The following is a 22,863-nucleotide window of genomic DNA, read 5'->3' on the forward strand; positions in this document are numbered from 1 at the left end:
GATTTAGCTAAAAGAGGGCGTTTATGTTAAAGCTCACCTTTTTGGGCACCTCCGCTGGCGTGCCAACCAAGCAGCGTAACGTCACAGCGCTGGCGATAGAGTGCCTCAATCCTTATAGCTCGGGGGCAAGTCGACAGCAAAACAAAAAGTCGCGTCCTTGGGTTTTAATTGATTGCGGTGAGGGCACACAGCATCAGCTGCTTCATACCAAGCTATCTTTGCATCAGCTACAAGCCATTTGTATCACTCATGTGCATGGCGACCATTGTTATGGTCTGCCGGGGTTGCTTGCGAGTGCGGCCATGTCAGGACGTACTGCAGCGCTGACGCTTATTGCGCCCAAAGCCATTGCCAAAATGCTTGAGGCGATGAGGCTGACAACCGAGCTGTATTTGCCATTTGCCATTGAATTTATGGCGATAGAAGATATATTGTCTGAGCCAAATGATGAGCATAAAAGTGATGTAACTATCAATGTAGATCACCAACATCAGCTGGTTATAGACATTCACCCGTTGTCGCACCGCGTCGCTTCTTATGGTTTTGGTATTACTCAGACGATCAGCCGCCGTACCCTGAATACTGATAAATTGACAGCTGATGGTATCCCAGCAAGTGCGCTGTGGGGCAGGCTGCAGCAAGGCGAAGATGTTGTGACAGAAGACGGACGCATGCTGTCGTCTGCTGAGTATATCGATAATGACAGCCAACGTACTCGGGTAGTGATTGCAGGCGATAATGATACGCCAGAGTGCTTATATACGGCGGTCGTTGATGCAGACTTACTGGTGCATGAAGCCACTTATACCCATGCGGTGTTAAATAAGATACAGGCAAAAAACCCAGACTTTGATCCCATGCACAGTAGCGCGCAGCTGATCGGCAAATTTGCCCAAGAAAACAGCGTTAAAAATTTAATTTTGACCCATTTTAGCCCACGTTATCAAAGCTTTGATAATCCGCAGAGTCATACGCCAAACATGGCGCATATTCGTCTGGATGCCCAAAGTGCTTATGTAGGCAATCTATGGCTGGCCGCAGATTTTGACCAATATATAGTAAATGGCGCAGCGAATTTGGTAGATGAAGAAGCGGGTAGCCGCGTGCAGTACTTAGGTTCTGCACGCGCTCCTAAAAAATGACAGGTAGCCGATGTTTAAGACTGATTGTCCTCAGCAGCTAACTGCGCTTGTCCTATCCAGTAGCGGCTAAACTGATAGGCCACTCGCCCCGAACGCCCGCCACGCTCTGATGCCCAGCGTAAGGCAGCGGCTCTGATATTGTCAGGTAGCGCTTTATTTTCTTCTTCATTATTATTACTTTCTTTAACGTCATTCGCATTATCTAGATTGCGATTTGGCGAAAGTGATAAATAATGGCGAACGATGTGTAAGTAAGTATTTTGATCCATCGGGTGAAACGACAACCAAAGTCCAAAGCGATCAGACAACGATACCGTCTCGTCGATGGTCTCATAAGGATTGACTTCATCGGTTTGCCCATTATAAATATTGACATTGTCTTTCATCAGCTGCGGTAAAAGGTGCCGACGGTTACTGGTGGCATAGACCAGTAGCTTGTCTTGCTCGGAGTCCAGCGCCCCGTCCAACACGCTTTTTAACGTCCGATAACTCTCATCTTGACCGTTAAATGCCAAATCATCACAGTACACGATATAGCGGCAATCGGTGTCCGCTGGTAGGGCACGGATGGCGGCGCGTATCTTATCAAGCACCCGCAGGTCATCACGGGCGATTTCGATGATACGTAGCCCTTCGCTATGGTAGGCTTGTAGCAATGCTCGAATCAGCGATGACTTCCCTGCGCCGCGCGTCCCTGTCATCAAGACGTGATTGGCCGGATAGCCCTTTAAAAACTGCCGTGTGTTTTGCACCAGTTTTGCCTTTTGCGTATCGATACCATGCAAATCATCCAGACTTAAAAACAAATTGACTGCCAAAGGCTCCAAGCGCCCGCGGTGACCACCAACCCAGCGATAGGCCAGCTGCTGAGGATCGATATCGATCTTTGGTGTGACTTGCTCTTGCAGATACTGCCCCAGTAACTCTAATAGCGGCTCGGGCAGGGCATAATTTATAATGGATGTGGAAGACTGGGACATAATACTGGGTCGCTTATAACAGAAAAATATTAACGAAAATAGGTACCGTCTTACTGGCATTTATTTTCCTTGCGTGCTGTGCCTACGCCGGCAGATGCTGCGCAAAATGAATACCAGTAGCATATGATATCAAGTGTGCCAATTTTATGTTGGGTTGGCTATATAAAATGACGATATACAAATACAAAGCAGTTCTAAATAAAGGCCTTACTTTAGCATGAAAGACAATGCCAGTAATTCATCGCTAAGACAAGCGAAGACAGCGCCAGTATGGCAGGCTGATGCTCAGCAGATATTGCCTGTACTGACAAAAGAATTGGTAAAGTTGCAGTATCGTCAGGTATCGCACTTGCGCATTGGCGTGTATGCAGGCGACTATCAGGGCTTGAGCCGTGCCATGCACTCACAGTTTGGCCCAGTGCTACTTAAGTGGCAATTAAGCAAGCATCATTGTCAGCAGAGCGCTCAAGCGGTATCTAGCGGCCTCTTTTATGAGTATGGCATCATCACCGCGCTGTCTGCTTTAACGCCATATCAGCGCGTGGCACCGCCACTACTGGCGCATCATGAGTTATGTCTGCATATCGCAGCGCCGCCGTCAGCGCTCATCGTTGTGGTGATGCCCTATTATAAAAACGGCAGTCTATCACAGTATTTAAAGCGGCCGCTGCCCGCCCGTCAAAAGCATCAGCTTATCATGCAAGCGGCACAAGTAATCACGCAGCTGCATCGCGCAGGCTGGCTGCATAATGATATTAAACCCAGTAATATCTTGCTAGATGATTTGTCGCCACCTCATTTTTTGTCAAGTCAGGCAGATGATAGCAGCCTCAAGACTGACTTGTTATTAACTGATTTTGCTTTGGCCACTCGTGTGGAGGCGTCAACCATAGGTCATCTTGCGGGTACACCGGCGTATCTGGCACCTGAGCGCTGGCAAGGACACGGCGCATCGGTGCAGAGCGATGTCTATGCGTTTGGCATTATGATGTATGAGATATTGGTGGGGGTGCGGCCGTTGCAGATTGATAAACAAAGTCGTGAGCCGCTCAAGGCATGGGCAGTCCAGCACTGTCAGCAGCCAATTCCAAGGCTACCGCCAGCATACCGCCATTATCAACCCATTATTGATCAAGCATTGGCAAAGCGGGTAGAGAAAAGGTATCAAAGCATGGCACAGATACTTTTGGCGTTAAGACGTATGTGGGATTAAAGAGAAGGTCGGTTCGGGAAGAGTGTTGAGAAATAAAGCGTATAGTGAGTTCAGTATAAAAACGATACAGTTCCACGTTGATATATAATGTATCTGTTTTATTGAGAATTGACTATAGTATAGATTGGAGCAAACGCTGAGCGCTAAATACTGAAGCTGCTATACTTCGATAATAGCTTCGATGCTTGGCGTTTAGTAGGAGCGTTCTAATTAGCAAGCATAAAAACTAACAGGCACAAAAAAACCTGCATCAAGGCAGGTTTTAATATTTGGTCTAAGATGTACTATCCGAAAATGGTGGGGCTGGAGAGACTCGAACTCTCACACCTTGCGGCGCCAGAACCTAAATCTGGTGCGTCTACCAATTCCGCCACAGCCCCATTTTTGTTACTCTATCATCAAAAGCATATGAACTCAAATGCTATCGAAATAGTTAACTGATTCGGTAGTGCGTCTCAGTGGTTGGCTATTATATAGAGTTTAAATTTTTTGGCAACCCCTATTTGCAATTATTTTCGATATTTTAGCAATTATTTTTCATATTTTTCATAAGTTAATGATATAAAAGGGCTTTTACTTTAAGTTTTTTTAACGTTTTAGTGATATTTATTTTGATCTTGTGCTGGCGTGAGGTTTAGTTGCTGCAATTTGCGTGTCAAGGTATTGCGTCCCCAGCCTAGCAGGTGGGCCGCCGCTATTTTTTTGCCACCACTATGGTTGAGGGCGGCGGTGAGTAGTACGCGTTCAAACTCAGGCATTGCTGTTTGCAAGATGTCGGTTTCGCCGGTCTGTAGCGCCTGCTTTGCCCATGCGGCTAGAGGCTGTTGCCAGTCGGTCTGCGTCGTCATAGGTGGATTGGGGCTAATAGCGCCAGAGTCGATCGACCCTTGGGTATTCATGCCTATCTGCGGCGGGATTTGGGATGAGCGCGCTGCATGAGGTGGCTGTGGCTGCTGTGTTATATCCGCTGGCACACTATCGAGCAGCTCTGGTGGTAAGTCCTCTACCATGACCGTGTCACCGGTGGCCATCACGGTCAGCCACAGGCAGACATTTTCGAGCTGACGCACATTACCGCGCCACTCAAACGCCTGCATGACTTGCAGTGCTGCTGGATGCAGATGTTTTTTGGCAGTATTCATCTGCTTGGCGGCGCGCTGCATAAAGTAGTTGGCGAGGGCAGGGATGTCTTCGCGGCGTGTGCGCAGGGGCGGCAGAGGCAAGCGTATGACGTTAAGGCGATAAAACAAATCTTCTCGGAACTTACCTTGTTTGACCAGTGCTTCTAAGTGTTGATGAGTGGCGGCGATGATACGCACATCGACTTTGACAGGCTGCTGCCCACCAACGCGATAAAACTCGCCATTGGCCAATACTCGCAGCAAACGTGTCTGCGTACTAAAGGGCATGTCACCGATCTCATCCAAAAACAGTGTCCCACCATTGGCCTGCTCAAACCGTCCTTGCCGTGTGGTCGTCGCCCCCGTAAACGCACCTTTTTCGTGACCAAATAGCTCAGATTCGATTAAATCATGCGGAATCGCTGCCATGTTTAAGGCAATAAAAGGCTGCTGTCGCCGCGGTGAATGCTGATGCAGGGCGCTGGCGACCAGCTCTTTACCGGTGCCTGACTCGCCTGTGATCAACACTGTGATGGGAGAGTGGGCCAAACGGCCAATCGCGCGAAACACCGTTTGCATCGCTTGTGACTGCCCGATGATGCCACTGGGGTTGTCGGTCGCGGCGGGTGGTGTCGGGGATGTCTCTTTGGCAGCTAGTTTGATCGGCGCGGTGGTTGGTGAGGTTTTGGATGCTTGGTTTGTATGGCCAGTCGGCTCAGTAGGTTTATTGGGCTCGTTGGGCGTCGCATCTGATTTGACAGCGGGTTTTCTGGTGTTTTTTGTCTTAACATCGGTATGGGGCTGATAGTGAATGGCTTTATAAATCGTTGTCACCGCGTCATCTAAATCAAAGGGTTTGGGCAGATATTCAAACGCGCCAGTCTGATAGCTACTGATGGCAGAGCTTAGATCAGAGTGTGCCGTCATAATGACGATGGGCAGCTGAGGGAAATGCTGATGTACCCAGTCGCTAAAGGACAGACCATCCATCATAGGCATACGAATATCAGTCAATATCACATCAGGGAGCTGGTCTGCAGGTGTTTGCTGCTGCAAGATATCATTTAGGCGTGTCCATGCCGCTTGCGCTTGCGTGAAGCTAATCACAGTGAGCCCTGCATCTTCAAAGGTATCGGCCAATATCAGGCGTAGGGCGGCATCATCATCGATAAGCCATAACGTAGCGGCAGGACTGCTGTGCTTATCCGTTGAAGCAGGTATTGGCTGATCGCTTGAGAGTTGATGGTCATGTAAAGCGCGGTTGTCATTATACTCAGTCATATCTTGGGCCTAGTGGGCGATAACATCAGAGGGTGTATTGGTTGTCATGAGGTTATTATAGGATTGTTATGAGGTGTTTATAGTAAGGTCTGGCTGGCTAAAGGGCAAATACAGGGCAAACTGAGTTTGGCGTGTGTGATGGGTGTTCGATTGGGCGGAGCTGACATCGATCATACCATGATGGCGGCTGATGATATCTTGGACAATAGACAGCCCTAAACCCGTGCCTGCTGCGCGGCTGGTGACCATCGGAAAAAATATCTGGCCAATGAGATCGTCATCTATGCCTGAGCCATTATCGGTGATGGTCACTTGCAAAACTTGTTTGTGCTGCTGGCTGCCGATGGTGTGCTGAAAGACCACTCGTGTTTGTAGATGCAGTATGGGCTGATAAGTAGAATTGCTATCTATTTGCATAGTAGTTTGTGGTGTTTCTTGAGACTCTGAGATTTTATGCTGTTGTAGCGTTTGCTCAAGCTCAGTCATCGACTCACAAGCATTATTAATGAGGTTCAAAAATACTTGAATCAACTGATCTTTATCAGCGCAGAGCTCAGGCAGTGATAAATCATAATCACGCTGTAGCGTCACCTGTGGATATTGGTTGACGATTAGAGACAAGACATGCTCTAGCGGCTCATGAATATTAAGCATTTGCCAGTTTGGTAACTGATTGGAGCCAAGAAGCTGACCGATAAGCTGAGTCAGACGGTCGGTCTCTGCGATGATGATATCGGTGTAGCTGCGCAGTTTTGCCGCGTTTTTTTGTTTGTCAGGAGGGGGGCTGGCAGCACTTTGCTGAGAGTGCGCTGCATCAGCCAAAAAACCGCCTTCACTAAACTTGATAAATTGCCGCTGCAACAACTGCGCCGCCCCGCGAATACCGGCCAATGGGTTTTTTATTTCGTGAGCGACCGAGCGTAGCATCTGACGCGCGACGTTATATTGCTGCTGCTGGCGCTGCTCCTCTGAGATACGGCTTTGGCGATCTTTGCCCCACATCTCAATGATAAAACCATGCTGCTGCTCATCAATGACCGGCGTCACGCTATAGTCGATCAGCAGCGCTGTATGATTGTTCAATTGTGTGCTCACAAGATGATCATGATCAATAAATGGCTGTTGATACACTTTGGCTTGCCGAAAGCGCTCGGTCAAGGAGCAAGCGACATCCTTTGTTTTTTTAGAATTGTGAGTATCGCTATGGGTTTTGAGATGATCTTTGGGGTGGTCTTTGAAAGTCGATGTTGAGGTTTTTGGGGTGAGCAGCGCCAAGATAGATTGCCCCAGTAGGCGGCCACTACTGGTCGCCAGCAGTTGCTCTGCTTGAGCATTTAGCCAAGTAATGGTCAGATCCTCATCGACCCACAAGATAGCCGTAAACAAATGCTGAGCCATAAAGGCAAAATTGGGGGCAGGTTTTGTCACTACTACATCAGCTGTCATGAAGTACGCCTAACATAAAAAAGAAATCTACCAATATTTAATCATAAATCAACACTATAGAGCGGCAAAACTGGTGATTATCATAAAAAAAACGTACAATGCGCACAGCCAATTTATCTCAAGCAAGGTCAGCCATGCCCAACACCTCTACCGAGTCGGTAAATACGACGATATCTTCACAGCCAGCTTCTACTGCTCCAAAAAACACAGCCACTATCTTTAATCCTGCTAAGCCTGCGCAAAAGCAGTCAACGAGTCAGGCAGACGGTACTCAGCCCTATCACCACAAAGCCAATCACAATCAAAACCGCAGTATCGCGCAAAGTGGCGATGCCACAGTAGCCCGTACAGCTGCGAGCGATGCGCCAGTTCAAGCCGCGCCAAAGATCGGTTTTGTGTCGCTTGGTTGCCCAAAGGCACTGGTCGATAGCGAGCGGATCATCACAGAGCTTAGCCGCGATGGTTATCAGGTCGCAAGTGACTACGATGGCGCAGATTTGGTGGTGGTTAACACCTGCGGTTTTATTGAGTCAGCGGTACAAGAGTCGCTCGATGCCATCGGAGAAGCCATCAGCAAAAACGGTAAAGTCATCGTTACTGGCTGCTTAGGAAAAGAAGCGGATAAAATCCGTGAGATGCATCCAGCGGTGCTATCGGTCACAGGCGCACATGCTTATGATGAGGTCATCACTGCCGTCTCGCAGCATGTGCCCAAACCCAAGCGCGACGTAGATAGCCATTACGATCCAAAAATAGATCTGATCAATGAAGCGGGTATTAAACTGACCCCAAGCCATTATGCTTATCTAAAGATATCAGAAGGCTGTAATCACCGTTGTACCTTTTGCATCATTCCAAGCTTGCGCGGTGACTTAGTCTCGCGTCCGATTGATAATGTCATGAACGAAGCACTGGCGCTCAAAAACGCTGGCGTGAAAGAATTGCTAATTATCTCGCAAGACACGTCAGCCTATGGGCTCGATCTGAAGTACAAAACCAGCTTTTGGAATGGCATGCCGCTCAAATCCAAGTTTTATGATTTATGCCAAGCACTAAATGACTTGGGTATCTGGGTGCGTCTGCATTATGTCTATCCGTATCCGCACGTAGATAAAGTCGTCGAGCTGATGGGCGAAAAAAAGCTACTGCCGTATTTAGACATTCCGTTTCAGCATGCCAGTCACCGCATCTTAAAGGCCATGAAGCGTCCAGCGCATAGTGAAAACACCTTGGCACGTATCAAAGCGTGGCGTGAGATTTGCCCTGATATCGTCATTCGCTCAACCTTCGTCGTCGGCTTCCCTGGCGAGACCGAAGAAGACTTTCAATGTCTGCTCGATTGGCTCGTCGAGGCACGCCTTGACCGCGTCGGTGCCTTTACCTATTCAGAGGTCGAAGGCGCGGTAGCCAATGACTTGCCAGGTCATGTGCCTGAAGAAGTGAAGCAATCTCGCTATGAGCGCTTGATGACGCTACAACAAGACATCTCAGCACAAAAGCTGCAAGAGAAAGTCGGTGAAACCTTAACGGTATTGGTCGATGAGATTGATGGTGCTGAGGGCATTGCGATTTGTCGGAGTTACGCCGATGCCCCAGAGATTGATGGTCATGTCTATGTCGATGACATCAGCGCGCAAGTCAAGGTTGGTCAGTTTTTGACCGTCACCATTGACGAGGCCAGCGAGTACGACTTATTTGCCAGCTATCAAGGCTAGGGCGTGTCCTCATTTTAAAAATGGTGATAAAAATGAGATAAATCGCCGTCAAACAAGGAAAATAGCGCAGATAATATCGAGATATTCGTCAGCTATTTGACACCGTTTGACCAGATTTGGCCATTTTTAGCTCATTTAGATGGCTATCGATTGAATTGAGGACACGCCCTAAGCCATCACTATGATAGATGAGTGAAAATTGCCCAATCGCGGGCAGTTTTTGCTACAATTAGCGCAATTTGGCCTTTTATCTACTCAGCACGGTTTTGTCTGTTCAGCACTGCATCACGAGTAGGGCGCTGCACGTAACCTAGCGATACGCAGACACTGGCTTGCGTATCAACGCTGGCTGTACGTAAATCAGAAGGCAATCTTCATTTGTATTTTATCGATGACTTTAATTATAATTTAATGCTAACAAGGTGACCTCATGTCTGACAAAAACCCGCGTTACTCTCGTATCTTGCTAAAACTCTCAGGCGAAGCCTTGGCTGGTGGCAAGGACATGGGTATCGATACCGAAGTGCTCGATAAGATGAGCCTATCTATCGCCCACTTGCGCGGCCTTGGTGTGCAAGTTGGTATCGTCGTTGGTGGTGGTAACTTATATCGCGGTGCCCAGCTGCAACAAGAGGGCCTAGTCGGCCGTGTGACCGGCGATCAAATGGGTATGCTTGCGACTGTGATGAACGGTCTGGCCATGCGTGATGCGCTTGAGCGCCGCAATATCAAAACGCGCTTGATGTCAGCCTTGCCGATTGGTGAAGTCACTGAAAGCTATAGCAGCCGCAATGCCATTCGCTACCTAAAAAACGGTGAGGTTTGTATCTTTGTCGCCGGTACTGGTAATCCTTTCTTTACCACTGACACAGCAGCATGTCTGCGCGGTATCGAGGTTGAAGCAGGCTTGATATTAAAAGCCACCAAAGTGGATGGCGTCTATGACAAAGACCCAAGCTTGCACGCCGATGCCAAAAAATACGATGGTTTGACTTTTGATGAAGTCTTAGAGCAAAAGCTTGGCGTTATGGACTTAACCGCTATCGCCTTGTGCCGTGAGCACAATGTACCGCTACAAGTGTTTGATATGACCAAGCCCAACGCCTTATTAAATGTGGTCATGGGCGAAAACGAAGGCACGCGCGTTTATCATTAGTATTAATTGGCATAATATTGCCCAATATGCGTGGTCAAGCGCTCTGCTACGAGCGATGAATTGCCGAAAAATAACTATCTATTAACAACCATGAATGATTTATCGACAGCGATAAATAAGGATGCACAATGATTAAAGAGATTAAGCAAGACGGCGAAGCCCGTATGCAAAAAACCTTAGAAGCGCTTGAAAACACCTTTAGTAAGGTACGTACAGGCCGCGCCCATCCAGGCATGCTATCTGGCGTGATGGTCAGCTACTACGGCGCCGACACACCGCTCAACCAAGTAGCCAGTGTCAATGTCGAAGACTCGCGCACATTGCTTGTACAGCCTTTTGACCGCACGATGGTACAGGCCGTGGACAAGGCCATTCGCGAAGCGGATTTGGGATTGAACCCGATGACTGCTGATGTGATTCGTGTGCCGATGCCAGCACTGACAGAAGAGACTCGCCGCGATATGCAAAAGCTGGCGCGCGGTGAAGCAGAAAACAGCCGCGTCTCGATTCGTAATATCCGCCGTGATATGATGAATGACATAAAAGATCTGGCAAAAGAAAAAGAGATCTCGGAAGATGACGAGCGCCGCGCTAGTGATGATATTCAAAAAATCACTGACAAATACATCGAGACCATCGACAGCCGTTTGAGCAAAAAAGAAAGCGAGCTGATGGAAGTATAACGATTGATGGCAGAGCGCGACTGGGGTGCTGTTTTTAAATGTAGGCTGCGCCGTATCGAACGATAGCAGCACGCAAGTAACGCTTATACCAGTCGCGCAGCCCTATCTATAAAAGCTTTATTTCCAATGGACTATATGTCGTTTAGCAGCCACTGCGCAGTGCGATTGGCTGCTTATTATTGTGTCGTCAATCATAAAGCCGTAGCAGACCGCTTTATGATAAGTTTGTGAATAATCACCACATCTTATCTTTTTGGCTTTTTTGCCGTCATGACACGCGTTATTATTAAACCATCTCAACAATAAGCAAGCTAGCCTATGTCTACTTCAGCCGCCTTGGCTCCTGCTCTTCTACCCCGTCATATCGCCATCATCATGGATGGCAACAACCGCTATGGCAAAGCCAATCATCTACCCAAAGGCCATGGACATGTGGCAGGCAAAGATGCGCTAGACCCTATTGTCGAATACTGTGTCGATACTGGTATTGAGGTTTTGACGGTATTTGCTTTTTCTAGCGAAAACTGGCAACGTCCGCCGAGTGAAGTGACGCTGCTCATGCAGCTTTTAACCTCGACCATTCATGAGCAAATGCCGCGGATGGACAAATACCGTATTCGCTTACGGTTTATCGGAGATCGCAGTCCGCTCAGTGCAGAGTTACAAGCATTGATGGCCGATGCAGAAGAAAAAACCGCGCATTTTGATGCCATGACATTGGTCATTGCCATCAGCTATGGTGGGCAGTGGGATATTGCCCGTGCTGCCAAACAGTTGGCCAAACAGGTGCAGGCAGGGGAGCTGTGTGCTGATGATATCGATAAAGACTTGCTTGGCCGCCATGTCCAGTTAGCAGACGCCCCAGCGGTCGATATGCTGATACGGACGGGCGGTGAGTACCGATTATCGAACTTTTTATTATGGCAGTCCGCTTATGCTGAGTTGTTTTTTACCAAAACCCTATGGCCTGAGTTTCGCGCAGCAGAGCTGGCATCGATGGTTGCAGAGTTTGCCCAGCGCCAACGCCGCTTTGGTAAAACCAACGAGCAAATCGCTTGCGCGCAGCAATTACCCTAAACGACCCTAACGTCTTATCTTATACTTGCTTGTCCGAGACTTGCTCGCTGCTTGTCTTTTTTGTGCCTTAAAAGCCTGCTACGCTTTTAGTCGTGATTATTCACAGTGGTTAAGGCCGCGTGCTTATGAAATAATAAACCGCTTTTGTTGCAGTCAGTAGCAATGAGTGGGCTATTGTGGATTAGCTGCTATAATGCATTTTTTGACCATACGTTTTTCATTATTATAAGGCTCAATGAGTATGTGGCAACGGATTAAGACGGCAATTGTTCTCGTTATTATCGTTGGTATTGCAATGTTTGCGAGCCAAACACCGATTTTGTTTGCGCCGCTGTTGGCGATAGGGGTAATCATCGCCGCTCACGAATGGACCAAGCTGATGCCCAAATGGCGTCAGCCAGCGTTATTTGTGCTTTTGGTTTTGGCGCTGACCGTGGTGTCACTGCTGTTTAAAGTGACGTGGCTGTTTTGGTGGGCCGCATCGCTCGCCATATGGCTGATGGCGCTGTCTTGGGTTCGGGTCTTTCCGACGACGACCAATTGGTATGGCAAAAAGCTGGGCGTGATGGGTGCGGTGATATTAACCGCCGCCATTACGGCTATGTTTTATCTGTGGCAGCTATCAGCTTGGTGGCTGCTGTATGTGTTTTTATTGGTGTGGTGCGCGGATAGTGGGGCATATTTTGTCGGGCGCAAGCTTGGTCGCCGCAAAATGGCACCAAACGTTTCACCCAATAAAAGTATGGAAGGATTGGCCGGCGGCATTGTCACAGGGTTGCTCGTCGTCGTGGCCATCAGCGTCTTTAAGCTACAGCTGACAGGGGTGCCACTGATCGCCTTTGCCGCGCTATCGGTACTGACGATATTGGCTTCGGTACTCGGCGATTTGTTTGAGTCAATGCTCAAACGCCGTGCTGGTGTCAAAGACTCAGGGACAATCTTGCCAGGGCATGGCGGTATCCTTGATCGTATTGACTCCTTATTGTCTGCCACGCCGATATTTGCGCTTGGCTTTTGGGCACTGCAATACTTTGGTTTGATGGTGGTATAAAAGTGTCTTGCTTGGATTTATCCAGTTAGGCTTTATTTTTATTTTTTTTGTATTATTGATAGGCAACGATGGTTATGATGCAACGTATCGCCGTATTAGGCGCAACTGGCTCGATTGGCGATAGTACGTTGGCGATTTTGGCGGCCCATCCGCAGCAGTACCAAGTCTATGCCTTGTCGGGTTACCATCGTTTGGACAAACTGTTTGCGCTGTGTCAGCAGTTTTTGCCAAAGCGCGTCAACGTACCGGCAGCCGCAGTCGATGATTTTGCTCAGCGTCTAAGCGCAGCGAAGCTTGATATCGAGGTCGTCGGCGGCGCAGCAGGGCTTGTAGATATCGCCACCGATAGCCAAACCGATACGGTCGTTGCTGCCATTGTCGGTGCAGCAGGGTTGCCTTCTACCTTAGCAGCAGCGCGCGCAGGCAAGCGTATTTTGCTTGCTAATAAAGAAGCGCTGGTGATGGCAGGACAGGTGATGATCGATGCGGTCAAAACCCACCACGCCACTTTGTTGCCGCTTGACTCTGAACATAACGCGATTTTTCAGTGTTTGCCGGTAGATATCCAACAAGACAGCCGCCAGATTCACCAGCCAAAGCACGGGGTGCGTAAATTGTGGTTGACAGCCTCTGGTGGGCCATTTTTGCAGCAGTCATTTGCGCAGATGCAGCAAGCTGGCGTCGCTGAAGCCGTCAAACATCCCAATTGGTCGATGGGACAAAAGATATCGGTCGACTCGGCAACGATGATGAACAAAGGGCTTGAGCTGATAGAAGCCTGTCATTTGTTTGATTTGAGTGAGGATAAAATAAATGTGGTGATTCATCCACAAAGTATCATTCACTCAATGGTAGAATATAGCGACGGCAGCTTTCTGGCGCAGCTGGGTAGTCCAGATATGAAGACACCCATTGCTCATGCACTCAGCTATCCTGCGCGTATCGATAGCGGCTCGCAGCCTTTGGACTTGTATGCGCTAAGCGGCCTAGAATTTATCGAGCCTGATTTACAAAAATTTGCCTGTTTGCGTTTGGCGAGACAAGCCATGCAAGCGGGTACGCAGGCGACCATCGTACTCAATGCCGCCAATGAGATTGCCGTGGCCGCGTTTTTGGCAGGACAAATTCGCTTGACAGATATTGCTGATATCAATGAGCAGGCACTCAGTGAGATACAAGTACCGCTGTTAGCGGCGTCGGCGGATATAGAAGATATATTGTCGATTGACCAGCTAGCGCGTCGGCATACTGAGGCATTGGTGGCCAAGGTGGCAAAATCCATATAAGCGGCGCAGACGCTATAAGAATAGAAGTCCTGCAAATCAGCCTTGTACGAGAGAACTTGCTAAAAAACCATATTGAGAAGACATCATGACGTTTTTATTGACGCTCCTTGCGGCCATTTTTGTCTTAGGTCCGCTCATTGCCCTGCATGAATGGGGGCACTATATCGTGGCGCGCCTGTGCGGTGTTAAGGTGCTGACATATTCTATTGGTTTTGGCCCCAAAGTCGCAGGCTGGACCAGCAAAAAAAGCGGTATTGATTATCGTATTTCGGCGCTGCCACTGGGCGGCTATGTCAAAATGCTCGATGAGCGAGAAGGCGAGGTGGCAGCCGATGAGCAGCACTTGGCATTTAACCGCCAGCATCCGCTAAAAAAAATCGCTATCGTCGCAGCAGGCCCTATCATGAACTTTGTCATTGCGATTGGTTTGTTTTGGGTGTTGTTTATGACCCCGTCTGAGCAGTTGGCGACAAAGATTGGGCAGGTGTTGCCTGATACGCCAGCGGCCACCGCTCAGCTGCCTGTTGGCGATAAGATCGTCTCCATCGATGGTCATGATGTACAGACGTGGGAAGGGATTAATTACCGTCTCGCTGGACGCATGGGTGAGACGGACAATATAAGTGTCACGCTACAAGCTGATGACAACGCCGCCAAGACTTACTACGCGCCTGTGGATGAGTTTATGCAAGGCGATGACCATGGAAAAGATGCGCTGAGCAGCTTTGGTATGCTGCCATGGCAACCGACGATTGCCCCTATCGTCGGTGAGTTGACGCCTGATGGTGCCGCCAATCGTCAAGGCCTCAAGGTCGGTGACCGTATCACGGCGATTAATGATGTCGCCATCGCAGACTGGATCAGTGCCACGCGCATCATTCGCGATAATCCTGAGACTTTACTCAATTTTACCGTCTTAAGAGAGGGTAAGCCTGTACAATTGGCCATTATGCCGCAGGGCAAAAAAGACAATTTAGGTAACGACTTTGGGCAAATTGGTGCTATGGTGGCACAGTCTGAGATTGTCATTCCTGAAGATTATAAAACCACAGTGGTCTATGGTCCAGGCGAGTCACTGGTCAAGTCGTTTGAAAAAACCGAACAGTTGGCGGTGATGACGGTCAGCTCGATGGGCAAAATGCTCTCAGGTATGATTGGTCTCGATAATTTATCAGGCCCGATCACTATTGCCAAAGTCGCCAAACAAAGCTTCGATATTAGCTGGCAGATGGTATTGTCTACCGCCGCGCTGATCAGTCTGAGTCTGGCAGTGCTCAACCTTTTGCCCATTCCTGTATTGGATGGAGGGCATATCGTCTATCATCTCATAGAGCTGATTCGCGGTAAGCCGCTCTCAGAAGGCGTGCAAATGGCTGGACTTAATATCGGTTTACTCTTGCTGGCAGGTTTCATGGTGTTAGCAATTGGTAATGATATCAGCCGACTTTTTTGATGGTTTGCCCAAGCGTTTGGGTGATAAGACAAGATGCACTAATGGTTTTACGCGTATCGGGCAGCGATTGTAGGTGTGGCGGCAGAGCAGCTTTGTGCCGCCGTCTCTGTACTAATCGTAATTTTTAGTTTATTTTATGATGCGTTTTATATAAAGTGTTCTGAGTCTTGTCCGCCGAAGTATGCGACTTTATGGCAAATGGACAAGACAACATGTGCTTTTTAACTTAACTTAAGCAATTTTTTTATTGACGGATAGTGTTTATGCGTACGCCTTTATTTATGAGCGCGGCAGGGTTGCCGTTAGTGGTAGCGATGATGAGTATGCCGGTACAGGCTGCAGAATTTGTAGTGACTGACATCGGTTTTAATGGCTTACAACGTCTAACCCCCGATAGCCTCTATCCGGTTCTACCTATCACGGTAGGAGATACGGTAAATGACAGCAGCTTGGCGGCCAGTATTAAGGCGCTATATGCGACCGGAAACTTCGCGGACATTCAAAGCCGTGTCGAAGGCGGTCAATTACGCTTTGATGTCGTTGAGCGTCCTACCATCGCCGAAGTCAACTTTGAGGGCAATAAGCTCATCCCAAAAGAAGGACTAGAGCAAGGATTGAGCAACGCAGGTTTGTCTGTCGGTGATGTGCTCAAGCAAGCGACCTTACAAGGCGTCGCCAACGAACTGCAGCAGCAGTATATCAGCCAAGGCTACTACAACAGTAATATCGAAGTCGACCAAACGCTACTGGATGGCAATCGTGTCAAGCTCGATGTACGCTTTATCGAAGGCAAGCCTGCCAAAGTCGTCGATATCAATATCATCGGCAACAAGCACTTCAGCGATGATGAGATCAAAGATGTCTTTGCCGTAAAAGAATCTTCTTGGACGCGCCTGTTATCTAAATCTGATCGCTATGCCAAAGAAAAGCTGGCGGCCAGTTTGGAAAACTTAAAAGCCTTGTACCAAAATGACGGCTACGTGCGTTTTGCCGTCGACAATGCGGTACTTAATATCAGCGAAGATAAGCGCAGTGTGTTTATCGAAGTCAGCCTAAGCGAAGGCGAGCAGTACCAGTTTGGTGAGGTCAGTTTTTTAGGCAAGCCAACGTTTGAGACGACTGAGCTACAAGAGCTGGTCACCTTTGCCCCAAACGAAAAATACTCGCAAGCCAAACTCGATGAAACCACCGCCGAGCTAAAGCGCCGTTATGGCAACGAAGGCTATTATCTGGCCCAAGTTAGACCAGTACCACGTATCAATGACGATACCAAAATGGTCGATGTGGATTACTTTATCGATCCTGCCCGTCCTATCTACGTGCGCCGTATCAACTTTACGGGCAATATCAAAACCCAAGACGAAGTACTGCGCCGTGAGATGCGCCAACTAGAAGGTGCGCTTGCCTCTAGCGAAAAAATCCAATTGTCACGCACGCGTCTGATGCGCACCGGGTTTTTCAAAGCCGTCAATGTCGATGTCAAACCAGTGCCCAACCAGCCAGACCAAGTAGACGTACATTACACGGTAGAAGAGCAGCCTTCAGGTAGCTCGACCATTGCCGCTGGTTATTCACAAAGTGGCGGTGTGACCTTCCAGTTGGATTTGACCCAAAACAACTTTATGGGTACAGGTAACCGAGTCAAAGCTGCGCTGTCTCGCTCAGAGACCCGCGACTCATATAGTTTGGGCTATACCGATCCGTACTTTACCGAAAACGGTGTCTCTCAAGGTTTGAGCGCGTATTATCGTGAGACCAAGTACGATGACAGAAACGTCAGTAACTATGTGACCGACTCCTATGGTGCCACGCTCAACTACAGCTATCCTGTCGATGAAACCAAACGCGTCAGCGCAGGTCTCAATGTGGATAATACCTCAGTACGGGGTGGCCGCTTCTTAGGGGTTTCAAACGTCCAGCAGTTAATCGATGATGATGGATCTTTTGAGCAGTTCACCTTTATTGATGAAGAGGGTGAAGAGCAGCTTTCAGGTCGTACTGGTTTTAAAAACGACTATCAGACCTATAATCTACTATTCGGCTGGGACTATAGCACCCTAGATCGTCCTGTATTCCCAACCAAAGGTATGAGCCATACCGTTGATGCGACCATCGGCCTTGGTGATGCCAGCTATCAAAAACTTGTGTACCGCGGCAATATTTATTATCCGATTTATAAGGATTGGATAGCACGTGGTTATACCAAGCTTGGCTATGGTAATGATTTACCGTTTTATGAAAACTTCTACGCTGGTGGTTATGGCTCTGTTCGTGGTTATGAAGCCTCAACACTTGGACCAAAGTCACAGACGTATTATGATGCCATCAATGATGATGTGCGTTATAAAGACGAAGAAATCGGTGGTAACGCGCTGGCCAGTTTTGGGGCTGAGCTGGTATTGCCCATGCCATTTAAAGGTGACTGGGCTGACCAAGTACGTCCTGTACTATTTGCAGAGGGCGGGCAAGTCTTTGATACCACCGATAAAGAAGACCGTACTTTCGTAGACCCTGATACGGGTGTTGATACTGGCGTACCATTATTGACTCAAGACAATGACTTGCGCTTTAGTGCTGGTGCTGGTATCACTTGGTATACGCCAATTGGCCCTATCTCCTTGAGTTATGCGATGCCTATCGGTGATAAAGAAGGTGATGAGACCGAAAAAGTACAGTTCCAGATTGGTAATACGTTCTAACGTAGCGGCCATCTGAAGCGCTTTGGCTTTAATCTTATTTATACGGCACAATAACTTGTGTGGTATAAATAGATGATACTAGACAAATTGGTCATCAAGCTGATATAGCAGCTTGATGACTGTCTTATTTATAATACGACTTTTATTCTTACTTCATACTAATAATAACTATGATAACGATTGAGCAACTTATCACCCAAATTGAGCAGCGCCAGCCTGTTATAAATAAAGCAGAGCTGAGCGCAGAGCAGTTATGCCAAAAGCTTGGCGGTATCGGTAGTCTGACGACAGCCAATGACACGCAGCTGAGTTTTTTGGCCGATCCCCGTTACCTCTCTAGTTTGGCAGACAGTCAAGCAGGGGCTGTGTTAGTCACAGCAAACCATCGCCAGCAAGTACCCGCATCAACCTTGGCGTTGGTGATCGCAAATCCATACTTGGCTTACGCCAGCGCCAGTCAGTTATTTGCTTATCAGTCAGCCTCGAGTCGTATTCATCCGAATGCGGTGATTGCCGATAGTGCCATCATCGGCGAGCAGGTGAGCATAGGGGCGTTTTGTGTGATAGGCGAGCAGGTGCAGCTGGGAGCGCGAACAGCGCTGGCTGCCCACGTAACGATTGAGGCAGGTACGAGGGTCGGCAGCGATTGTGTCATCAAATCACAAGTGGTCATCGGTCATGATTGTACCATTGGCGATCATGTCAGAGTGCATGCTGGTACAAGTATTGGCTCAGAAGGTTTTGGCTTTGCCCCGACCAACGACCCAAGCACCACCGGGTGGGAGCGTATTGCGCAGTTAGGCCGAGTCATCATCGGTGATCATGTCCGTATTGGCAGTCAGACTTGTATCGACCGCGGTGCTATCGATGATACCGTCATCGGCAATCATGTGATTATCGACAATCTGGTGCAAGTGGCGCACAATGTGCATATCGGTGATGGGACGGCCATCGCTGCGCACACCGGTATCGCTGGGAGTACGCATATCGGTAAACGCTGTATTATTGGTGGCGCGGTCGGTATCACTGGCCACATCGAGATTGCTGATGATGTTACGTTGTCGGGTATGACGATGGTGACCAAATCCATCAAACAAGCAGGCTCTTACTCTTCAGGTACCGTGGCCATGCCAACTGCCAACTGGCGACGTGCTGCTGTTAGGTTTCGCCAGCTCGGTCGCGATGAGCGCTGATTTGACTGGCCACAAGATATCACTCTATTTCATAACCCTTAGTAGTTAACCATATAATATTCCATACTTTAATCCTTAACCTTTTAATCCTTTTATACTTAGCAATGAGCAAGGACGCGGCATATGAGCAGCAACGACATAGATGTTTTAAATGATACCGACATGAAAAGCTTGGCTGAGCAAGGCCTGACTTTGCCTCTGACTTATCATACGCTAAAGCGCTACTTACCGCATCGCTATCCTTTTATGCTGGTCGATAAAGTGATCGACTGTATCCCTGGTGAATGCATCACTGGGGTCAAAAACGTCACCATTAATGAAGAGTTTTTTAATGGGCATTTCCCCAATGAGCCTATCATGCCAGGCGTGCTGATGGTCGAGTGTATGGCTCAAGTGTCAGGGGTGCTTGGGTTTATCAGCGCAGGATTGACTGGCGAAGATGGTTATCTGTATTTGTTTGCTGGGGTGGATAAGGTTCGTTTTAAGCGCCGCGTTATCCCTGGTGATCAGCTGATTATTCGGGCAAAAACTGTGATGCAAAAGCGCGGTATTTATAAGTTTGACTGTACCGTCCATGTCGAAGATGAGCTGGCGGCGAGCGCACAGGTGATGATTGCTCGTCAAGAGCAATAAAATTGGCTGATAACTTTTAGGCTCATCGGTATCTAAAGAGTTATGTCAAAACAGGCAAGAAGAATTATAATGAGCATCGATATTTTGTCGCAAGACTGACTTTGGTTTGTTTGATAAGTTATGACTGACGGTCAGTGTTTTACCATTTATTCGCACCAGAAGATACAAAGGCCCACATTATGAGTCAGATCCATCCAACAGCACTCATCTCACCCTCTGCTCAGATAGATGAGACTGCCATCATTGGCCCGTACTGTATCGTCGGGGATGAGGTCAGCATCGGCGCGCATACGGTGTTGCATCGTCATGTGGTCGTGACCAAGCTGACTCGTATCGGCGCGCACAATCAATTCTATCAGTTTGCCAGTATTGGTGAAGATCCGCAGGATTTGAAGTATGCAGGCGAGCGCACTTGGCTTGAGATTGGCGATTATAATACCATTCGTGAGGCCTGCAGCTTGCACCGCGGCACCGCTCAAGACAGCGAGTTGACCAAGATTGGTAGTCATAATTTGTTGATGGTCAACACCCACGTGGCTCACGACTGCGTGATAGGCGATCACAATGTGTTGGCTAATAATGTGGGGGTAGCGGGTCATGTCACTATCGGCAACCATACCATCATCGGTGGCAACTCTGGTATTCATCAGTTTTGTACGGTAGATGACTATAGTCTGATCGGTGGGGCAAGTCTGATCTTAAAAGATGTGGCCGCCTTTACCATGGTATCTGGCAATCCTGCCAAAACCCATGGCCTCAATGTCGAAGGTATGCGCCGCAAAAACTGGTCAAAAGAGACGATTGATGTTTTGCGTCAAGCGTATCGTACGATTTTTAGATCGGGTCTGACTACTGTACAAGCGCTTGAGGTGCTGCATACCGAGCTACTACCGAGAGAGCCAAAGATTCAGCTGCTTATTGACTCCTTACAAAACAGCCGCCGCGGTGTCGTGCGCTAAGTGGTTAGTAGACAATTGATTAGGCTTAGCCACAATTTATGATAAAAAGGATTGTTGATAGTCCAAACTCTTGTTAGTTAGAGGTAAAATGATAAAAAGCCATAACCAATTGTTATGGCTTTTTATATTTATGGGCACTTGACTTTTTTGGTTGCTTAGCAGAAACTGAGCGTTTACGGTATTGTAAACAATTTTTTCTTAATGTTACTGGACGCTTCATATCGGGGCGTTTAATAATTCGCTTAAGCATTATGATGGGCGGCTTATGATAATCAAGGAAGGTTATCAGTGGTATTAATTGAAGCAAGAGGACGGAAAAGATGGCTATGAATAAACAAGGACACGCACAATGGAGCTCAAGCTTTGGCTTCGTGCTAGCAGCGGTAGGGTCGGCAGTTGGGTTGGGAAATATATGGAAATTTCCATATATGGTCGGTGAAAGTGGGGGTTCCGCTTTTGTTATCGCTTATTTATTCTGTATCGCGTTAGTAGGTTTTCCGATTCTAGTCGCTGAGTGGTTGATCGGTCGCCGCGGACAAAAAAACCCAGTCAATACCTTTGCTGATGTGGCCGCCAGCCAAGGCAAGTCACGCAGCTGGGGTATCGTGGGTGCGTCAGGTATTTTGGGCGGTTTCTTAATTTTATCGTTTTATAGTGTCATCGGTGGCTGGGCGCTAAACTATATCACCAAAATCGCCTCAGGTGAGTTTGCTGGCCAAGATGGCGACGCAGTTGGTGCGACATTTGATGCTATGCTGGCCTCAGCCGGCACATTGACCATTTGGCACACTGTGTTTATGGTGCTGACGGCTATCATCGTCGGTATGGGGGTGACAGGTGGTATCGAAAAAACCGCCAAGGTGTTAATGCCATTATTGGGTCTTATCTTGTTTGTCATCGCCGGTTATAACGTCATGAATGGAGGATTTGGTGAAGCGGTTGCTTACCTATTTGCTCCAGACCTTAGCAAGCTGACTGCAGACGTGATGCTTGCTGCGCTTGGTCATGCGTTCTTTACTCTATCTATCGGTATGGGCATTATGATTGCGTATGGCTCTTATTTGGGCCGTGAAGTTAACTTACTCAAGACCGCCCGTACAGTGGTAATATTGGACACCGTGATTGCCTTGGCCGCTGGTCTGGCGATCTTCCCGATTATCTTTAGCAATGGCTTAGATCCTGCCTCAGGCCCTGGTCTTATCTTTGTCAGCTTGCCCATTGCCTTTGGTAGCATGGGCGCAGGTACGATCATCGGTACTTTGTTTTTCTTATTGATTACCTTCGCCGCTATCACTTCATCGATTTCGCTACTTGAGCCGACGGTGGAGTTTTTAGAAGAGCGTACCTCGATGAGCCGTACAGTATCGACCATCGTGGCGAGTATTGTGATTTGGCTACTTGGTATCGCAGCCTTGTTGTCGTTTAACCTATGGGCTGATTTTACGATCATGGGCAACGGTGTCTTTGATGCTTTAGATAAGCTCACCAGTAAGTTTATCCTACCACTTACGGGTCTGGCGGCGATTATCTTCCTTGGCTGGCAGATGGATCAGCGTAGTGTTCAGCAAGAGCTTGGTCTGTCTAATGGTACGTGGACGCTATGGCAGATTATCTCCAAGTTTGTAGCGCCAATCGCAGTGGTTATCGTGTTTGTGACCACATTGATGGGTTAAAACGTTTGGCCATTAGCCTTTTTGAATGGCGCATACATCAGTCAAGTAGGTGTAATGGACATTATTCATGCTGGCGTAGGCTCTAAAGCTATATACTGTCTA

General features: G+C 48.2%; 17 protein-coding genes and 1 tRNA gene. 14 read left to right on the forward strand and 4 right to left on the reverse strand.

The genetic code is table 11. The features are described from left to right. Positions 1-23: 23 nt before the first annotated feature. Positions 24-1,142 (forward strand): ribonuclease Z, encoded by a 1,119-nt coding sequence (locus tag JFC05_RS04365; protein WP_198335920.1) that lies wholly within the window; start codon positions 24-26, stop codon positions 1,140-1,142. 14 nt (positions 1,143-1,156) lie between these two features. Here the strand turns inward: JFC05_RS04365 and JFC05_RS04370 are convergent, their stop codons facing one another. Beyond that, a complete protein-coding gene (locus tag JFC05_RS04370) occupies positions 1,157-2,122 on the reverse strand; it encodes an ATP-binding protein (RefSeq protein WP_198335921.1) in 966 nt (321 codons plus the stop codon). A 217-nt stretch (positions 2,123-2,339) separates the two neighbouring features. Here JFC05_RS04370 and JFC05_RS04375 point away from each other — a divergent pair, with 217 nt between their 5' ends. Further along, complete coding sequence (locus tag JFC05_RS04375; protein ID WP_198335922.1) at positions 2,340-3,335, forward strand: serine/threonine-protein kinase; 996 nt, start codon at positions 2,340-2,342, stop codon at positions 3,333-3,335. Between the two features lie 295 nt (positions 3,336-3,630). On the opposite strand, the gene JFC05_RS04380 is transcribed toward JFC05_RS04375, so the two are convergent. The 3 genes from JFC05_RS04380 to JFC05_RS04390 form a co-directional block, all read right to left on the reverse strand. Then, positions 3,631-3,715: transfer RNA gene (locus JFC05_RS04380), tRNA-Leu, on the reverse strand. 216 nt (positions 3,716-3,931) lie between these two features. Further along, positions 3,932-5,737: a sigma 54-interacting transcriptional regulator gene (locus tag JFC05_RS04385; RefSeq protein ID WP_198335923.1), complete on the reverse strand. Its 1,806-nt coding sequence runs from the start codon at positions 5,735-5,737 to the stop codon at positions 3,932-3,934. Positions 5,738-5,803: 66 nt separating this feature from the next. Further along, positions 5,804-7,183, reverse strand: a complete 1,380-nt coding sequence (locus JFC05_RS04390) for a two-component system sensor histidine kinase NtrB (protein WP_198335924.1) — start codon at positions 7,181-7,183, stop codon at positions 5,804-5,806. Between the two features lie 134 nt (positions 7,184-7,317). Between JFC05_RS04390 and rimO the strand changes: the two genes are divergently transcribed. The 12 genes from rimO (at position 7,318) to JFC05_RS04450 (ending at position 22,761) form a co-directional block, all read left to right on the forward strand. Continuing rightward, complete coding sequence (gene rimO / locus JFC05_RS04395; RefSeq protein WP_198335925.1) at positions 7,318-8,898, forward strand: 30S ribosomal protein S12 methylthiotransferase RimO; 1,581 nt, start codon at positions 7,318-7,320, stop codon at positions 8,896-8,898. A gap of 430 nt (positions 8,899-9,328) precedes the next feature. Then, positions 9,329-10,054 carry a UMP kinase gene (pyrH, locus tag JFC05_RS04400; RefSeq protein ID WP_075101540.1) on the forward strand — a complete coding sequence of 242 codons (726 nt, stop codon included), beginning with the start codon at positions 9,329-9,331 and terminating at the stop codon, positions 10,052-10,054. Positions 10,055-10,182: 128 nt separating this feature from the next. After that, positions 10,183-10,737: a ribosome recycling factor gene (frr, locus tag JFC05_RS04405; protein WP_075101541.1), complete on the forward strand. Its 555-nt coding sequence runs from the start codon at positions 10,183-10,185 to the stop codon at positions 10,735-10,737. 318 nt (positions 10,738-11,055) lie between these two features. Next, on the forward strand, positions 11,056-11,814 hold the full coding sequence (gene uppS / locus JFC05_RS04410; RefSeq protein WP_198335926.1) for a polyprenyl diphosphate synthase: 759 nt from the start codon (positions 11,056-11,058) through the stop codon (positions 11,812-11,814). Positions 11,815-12,055: 241 nt separating this feature from the next. Continuing rightward, positions 12,056-12,865: a phosphatidate cytidylyltransferase gene (locus JFC05_RS04415; RefSeq protein WP_198335927.1), complete on the forward strand. Its 810-nt coding sequence runs from the start codon at positions 12,056-12,058 to the stop codon at positions 12,863-12,865. Between the two features lie 74 nt (positions 12,866-12,939). Beyond that, positions 12,940-14,151, forward strand: coding sequence for a 1-deoxy-D-xylulose-5-phosphate reductoisomerase (ispC, locus tag JFC05_RS04420; protein WP_198335928.1), 1,212 nt, complete (start codon positions 12,940-12,942; stop codon positions 14,149-14,151). Positions 14,152-14,236: 85 nt separating this feature from the next. After that, positions 14,237-15,604 (forward strand): RIP metalloprotease RseP, encoded by a 1,368-nt coding sequence (rseP, locus tag JFC05_RS04425; RefSeq protein WP_198335929.1) that lies wholly within the window; start codon positions 14,237-14,239, stop codon positions 15,602-15,604. A gap of 263 nt (positions 15,605-15,867) precedes the next feature. Next, positions 15,868-18,303 carry an outer membrane protein assembly factor BamA gene (gene bamA, locus JFC05_RS04430; RefSeq protein ID WP_198335930.1) on the forward strand — a complete coding sequence of 812 codons (2,436 nt, stop codon included), beginning with the start codon at positions 15,868-15,870 and terminating at the stop codon, positions 18,301-18,303. 170 nt (positions 18,304-18,473) lie between these two features. Then, the gene (lpxD, locus tag JFC05_RS04435) at positions 18,474-19,496 is read left to right on the forward strand and encodes a UDP-3-O-(3-hydroxymyristoyl)glucosamine N-acyltransferase (protein ID WP_198335931.1); all 1,023 of its coding nucleotides are present in this window, start codon (positions 18,474-18,476) and stop codon (positions 19,494-19,496) included. Between the two features lie 123 nt (positions 19,497-19,619). After that, entirely contained in the window at positions 19,620-20,129 is a 510-nt protein-coding gene (fabZ, locus tag JFC05_RS04440; RefSeq protein ID WP_198335932.1) for a 3-hydroxyacyl-ACP dehydratase FabZ, read from the forward strand. A gap of 179 nt (positions 20,130-20,308) precedes the next feature. Next, entirely contained in the window at positions 20,309-21,088 is a 780-nt protein-coding gene (gene lpxA, locus JFC05_RS04445; protein WP_105245063.1) for an acyl-ACP--UDP-N-acetylglucosamine O-acyltransferase, read from the forward strand. A 320-nt stretch (positions 21,089-21,408) separates the two neighbouring features. Continuing rightward, entirely contained in the window at positions 21,409-22,761 is a 1,353-nt protein-coding gene (locus JFC05_RS04450; protein WP_198335933.1) for a sodium-dependent transporter, read from the forward strand. Positions 22,762-22,863 lie beyond the last annotated feature (102 nt).

This window comes from Psychrobacter celer (genome assembly GCF_016107555.1).
Lineage (GTDB): Bacteria > Pseudomonadota > Gammaproteobacteria > Pseudomonadales > Moraxellaceae > Psychrobacter > Psychrobacter celer.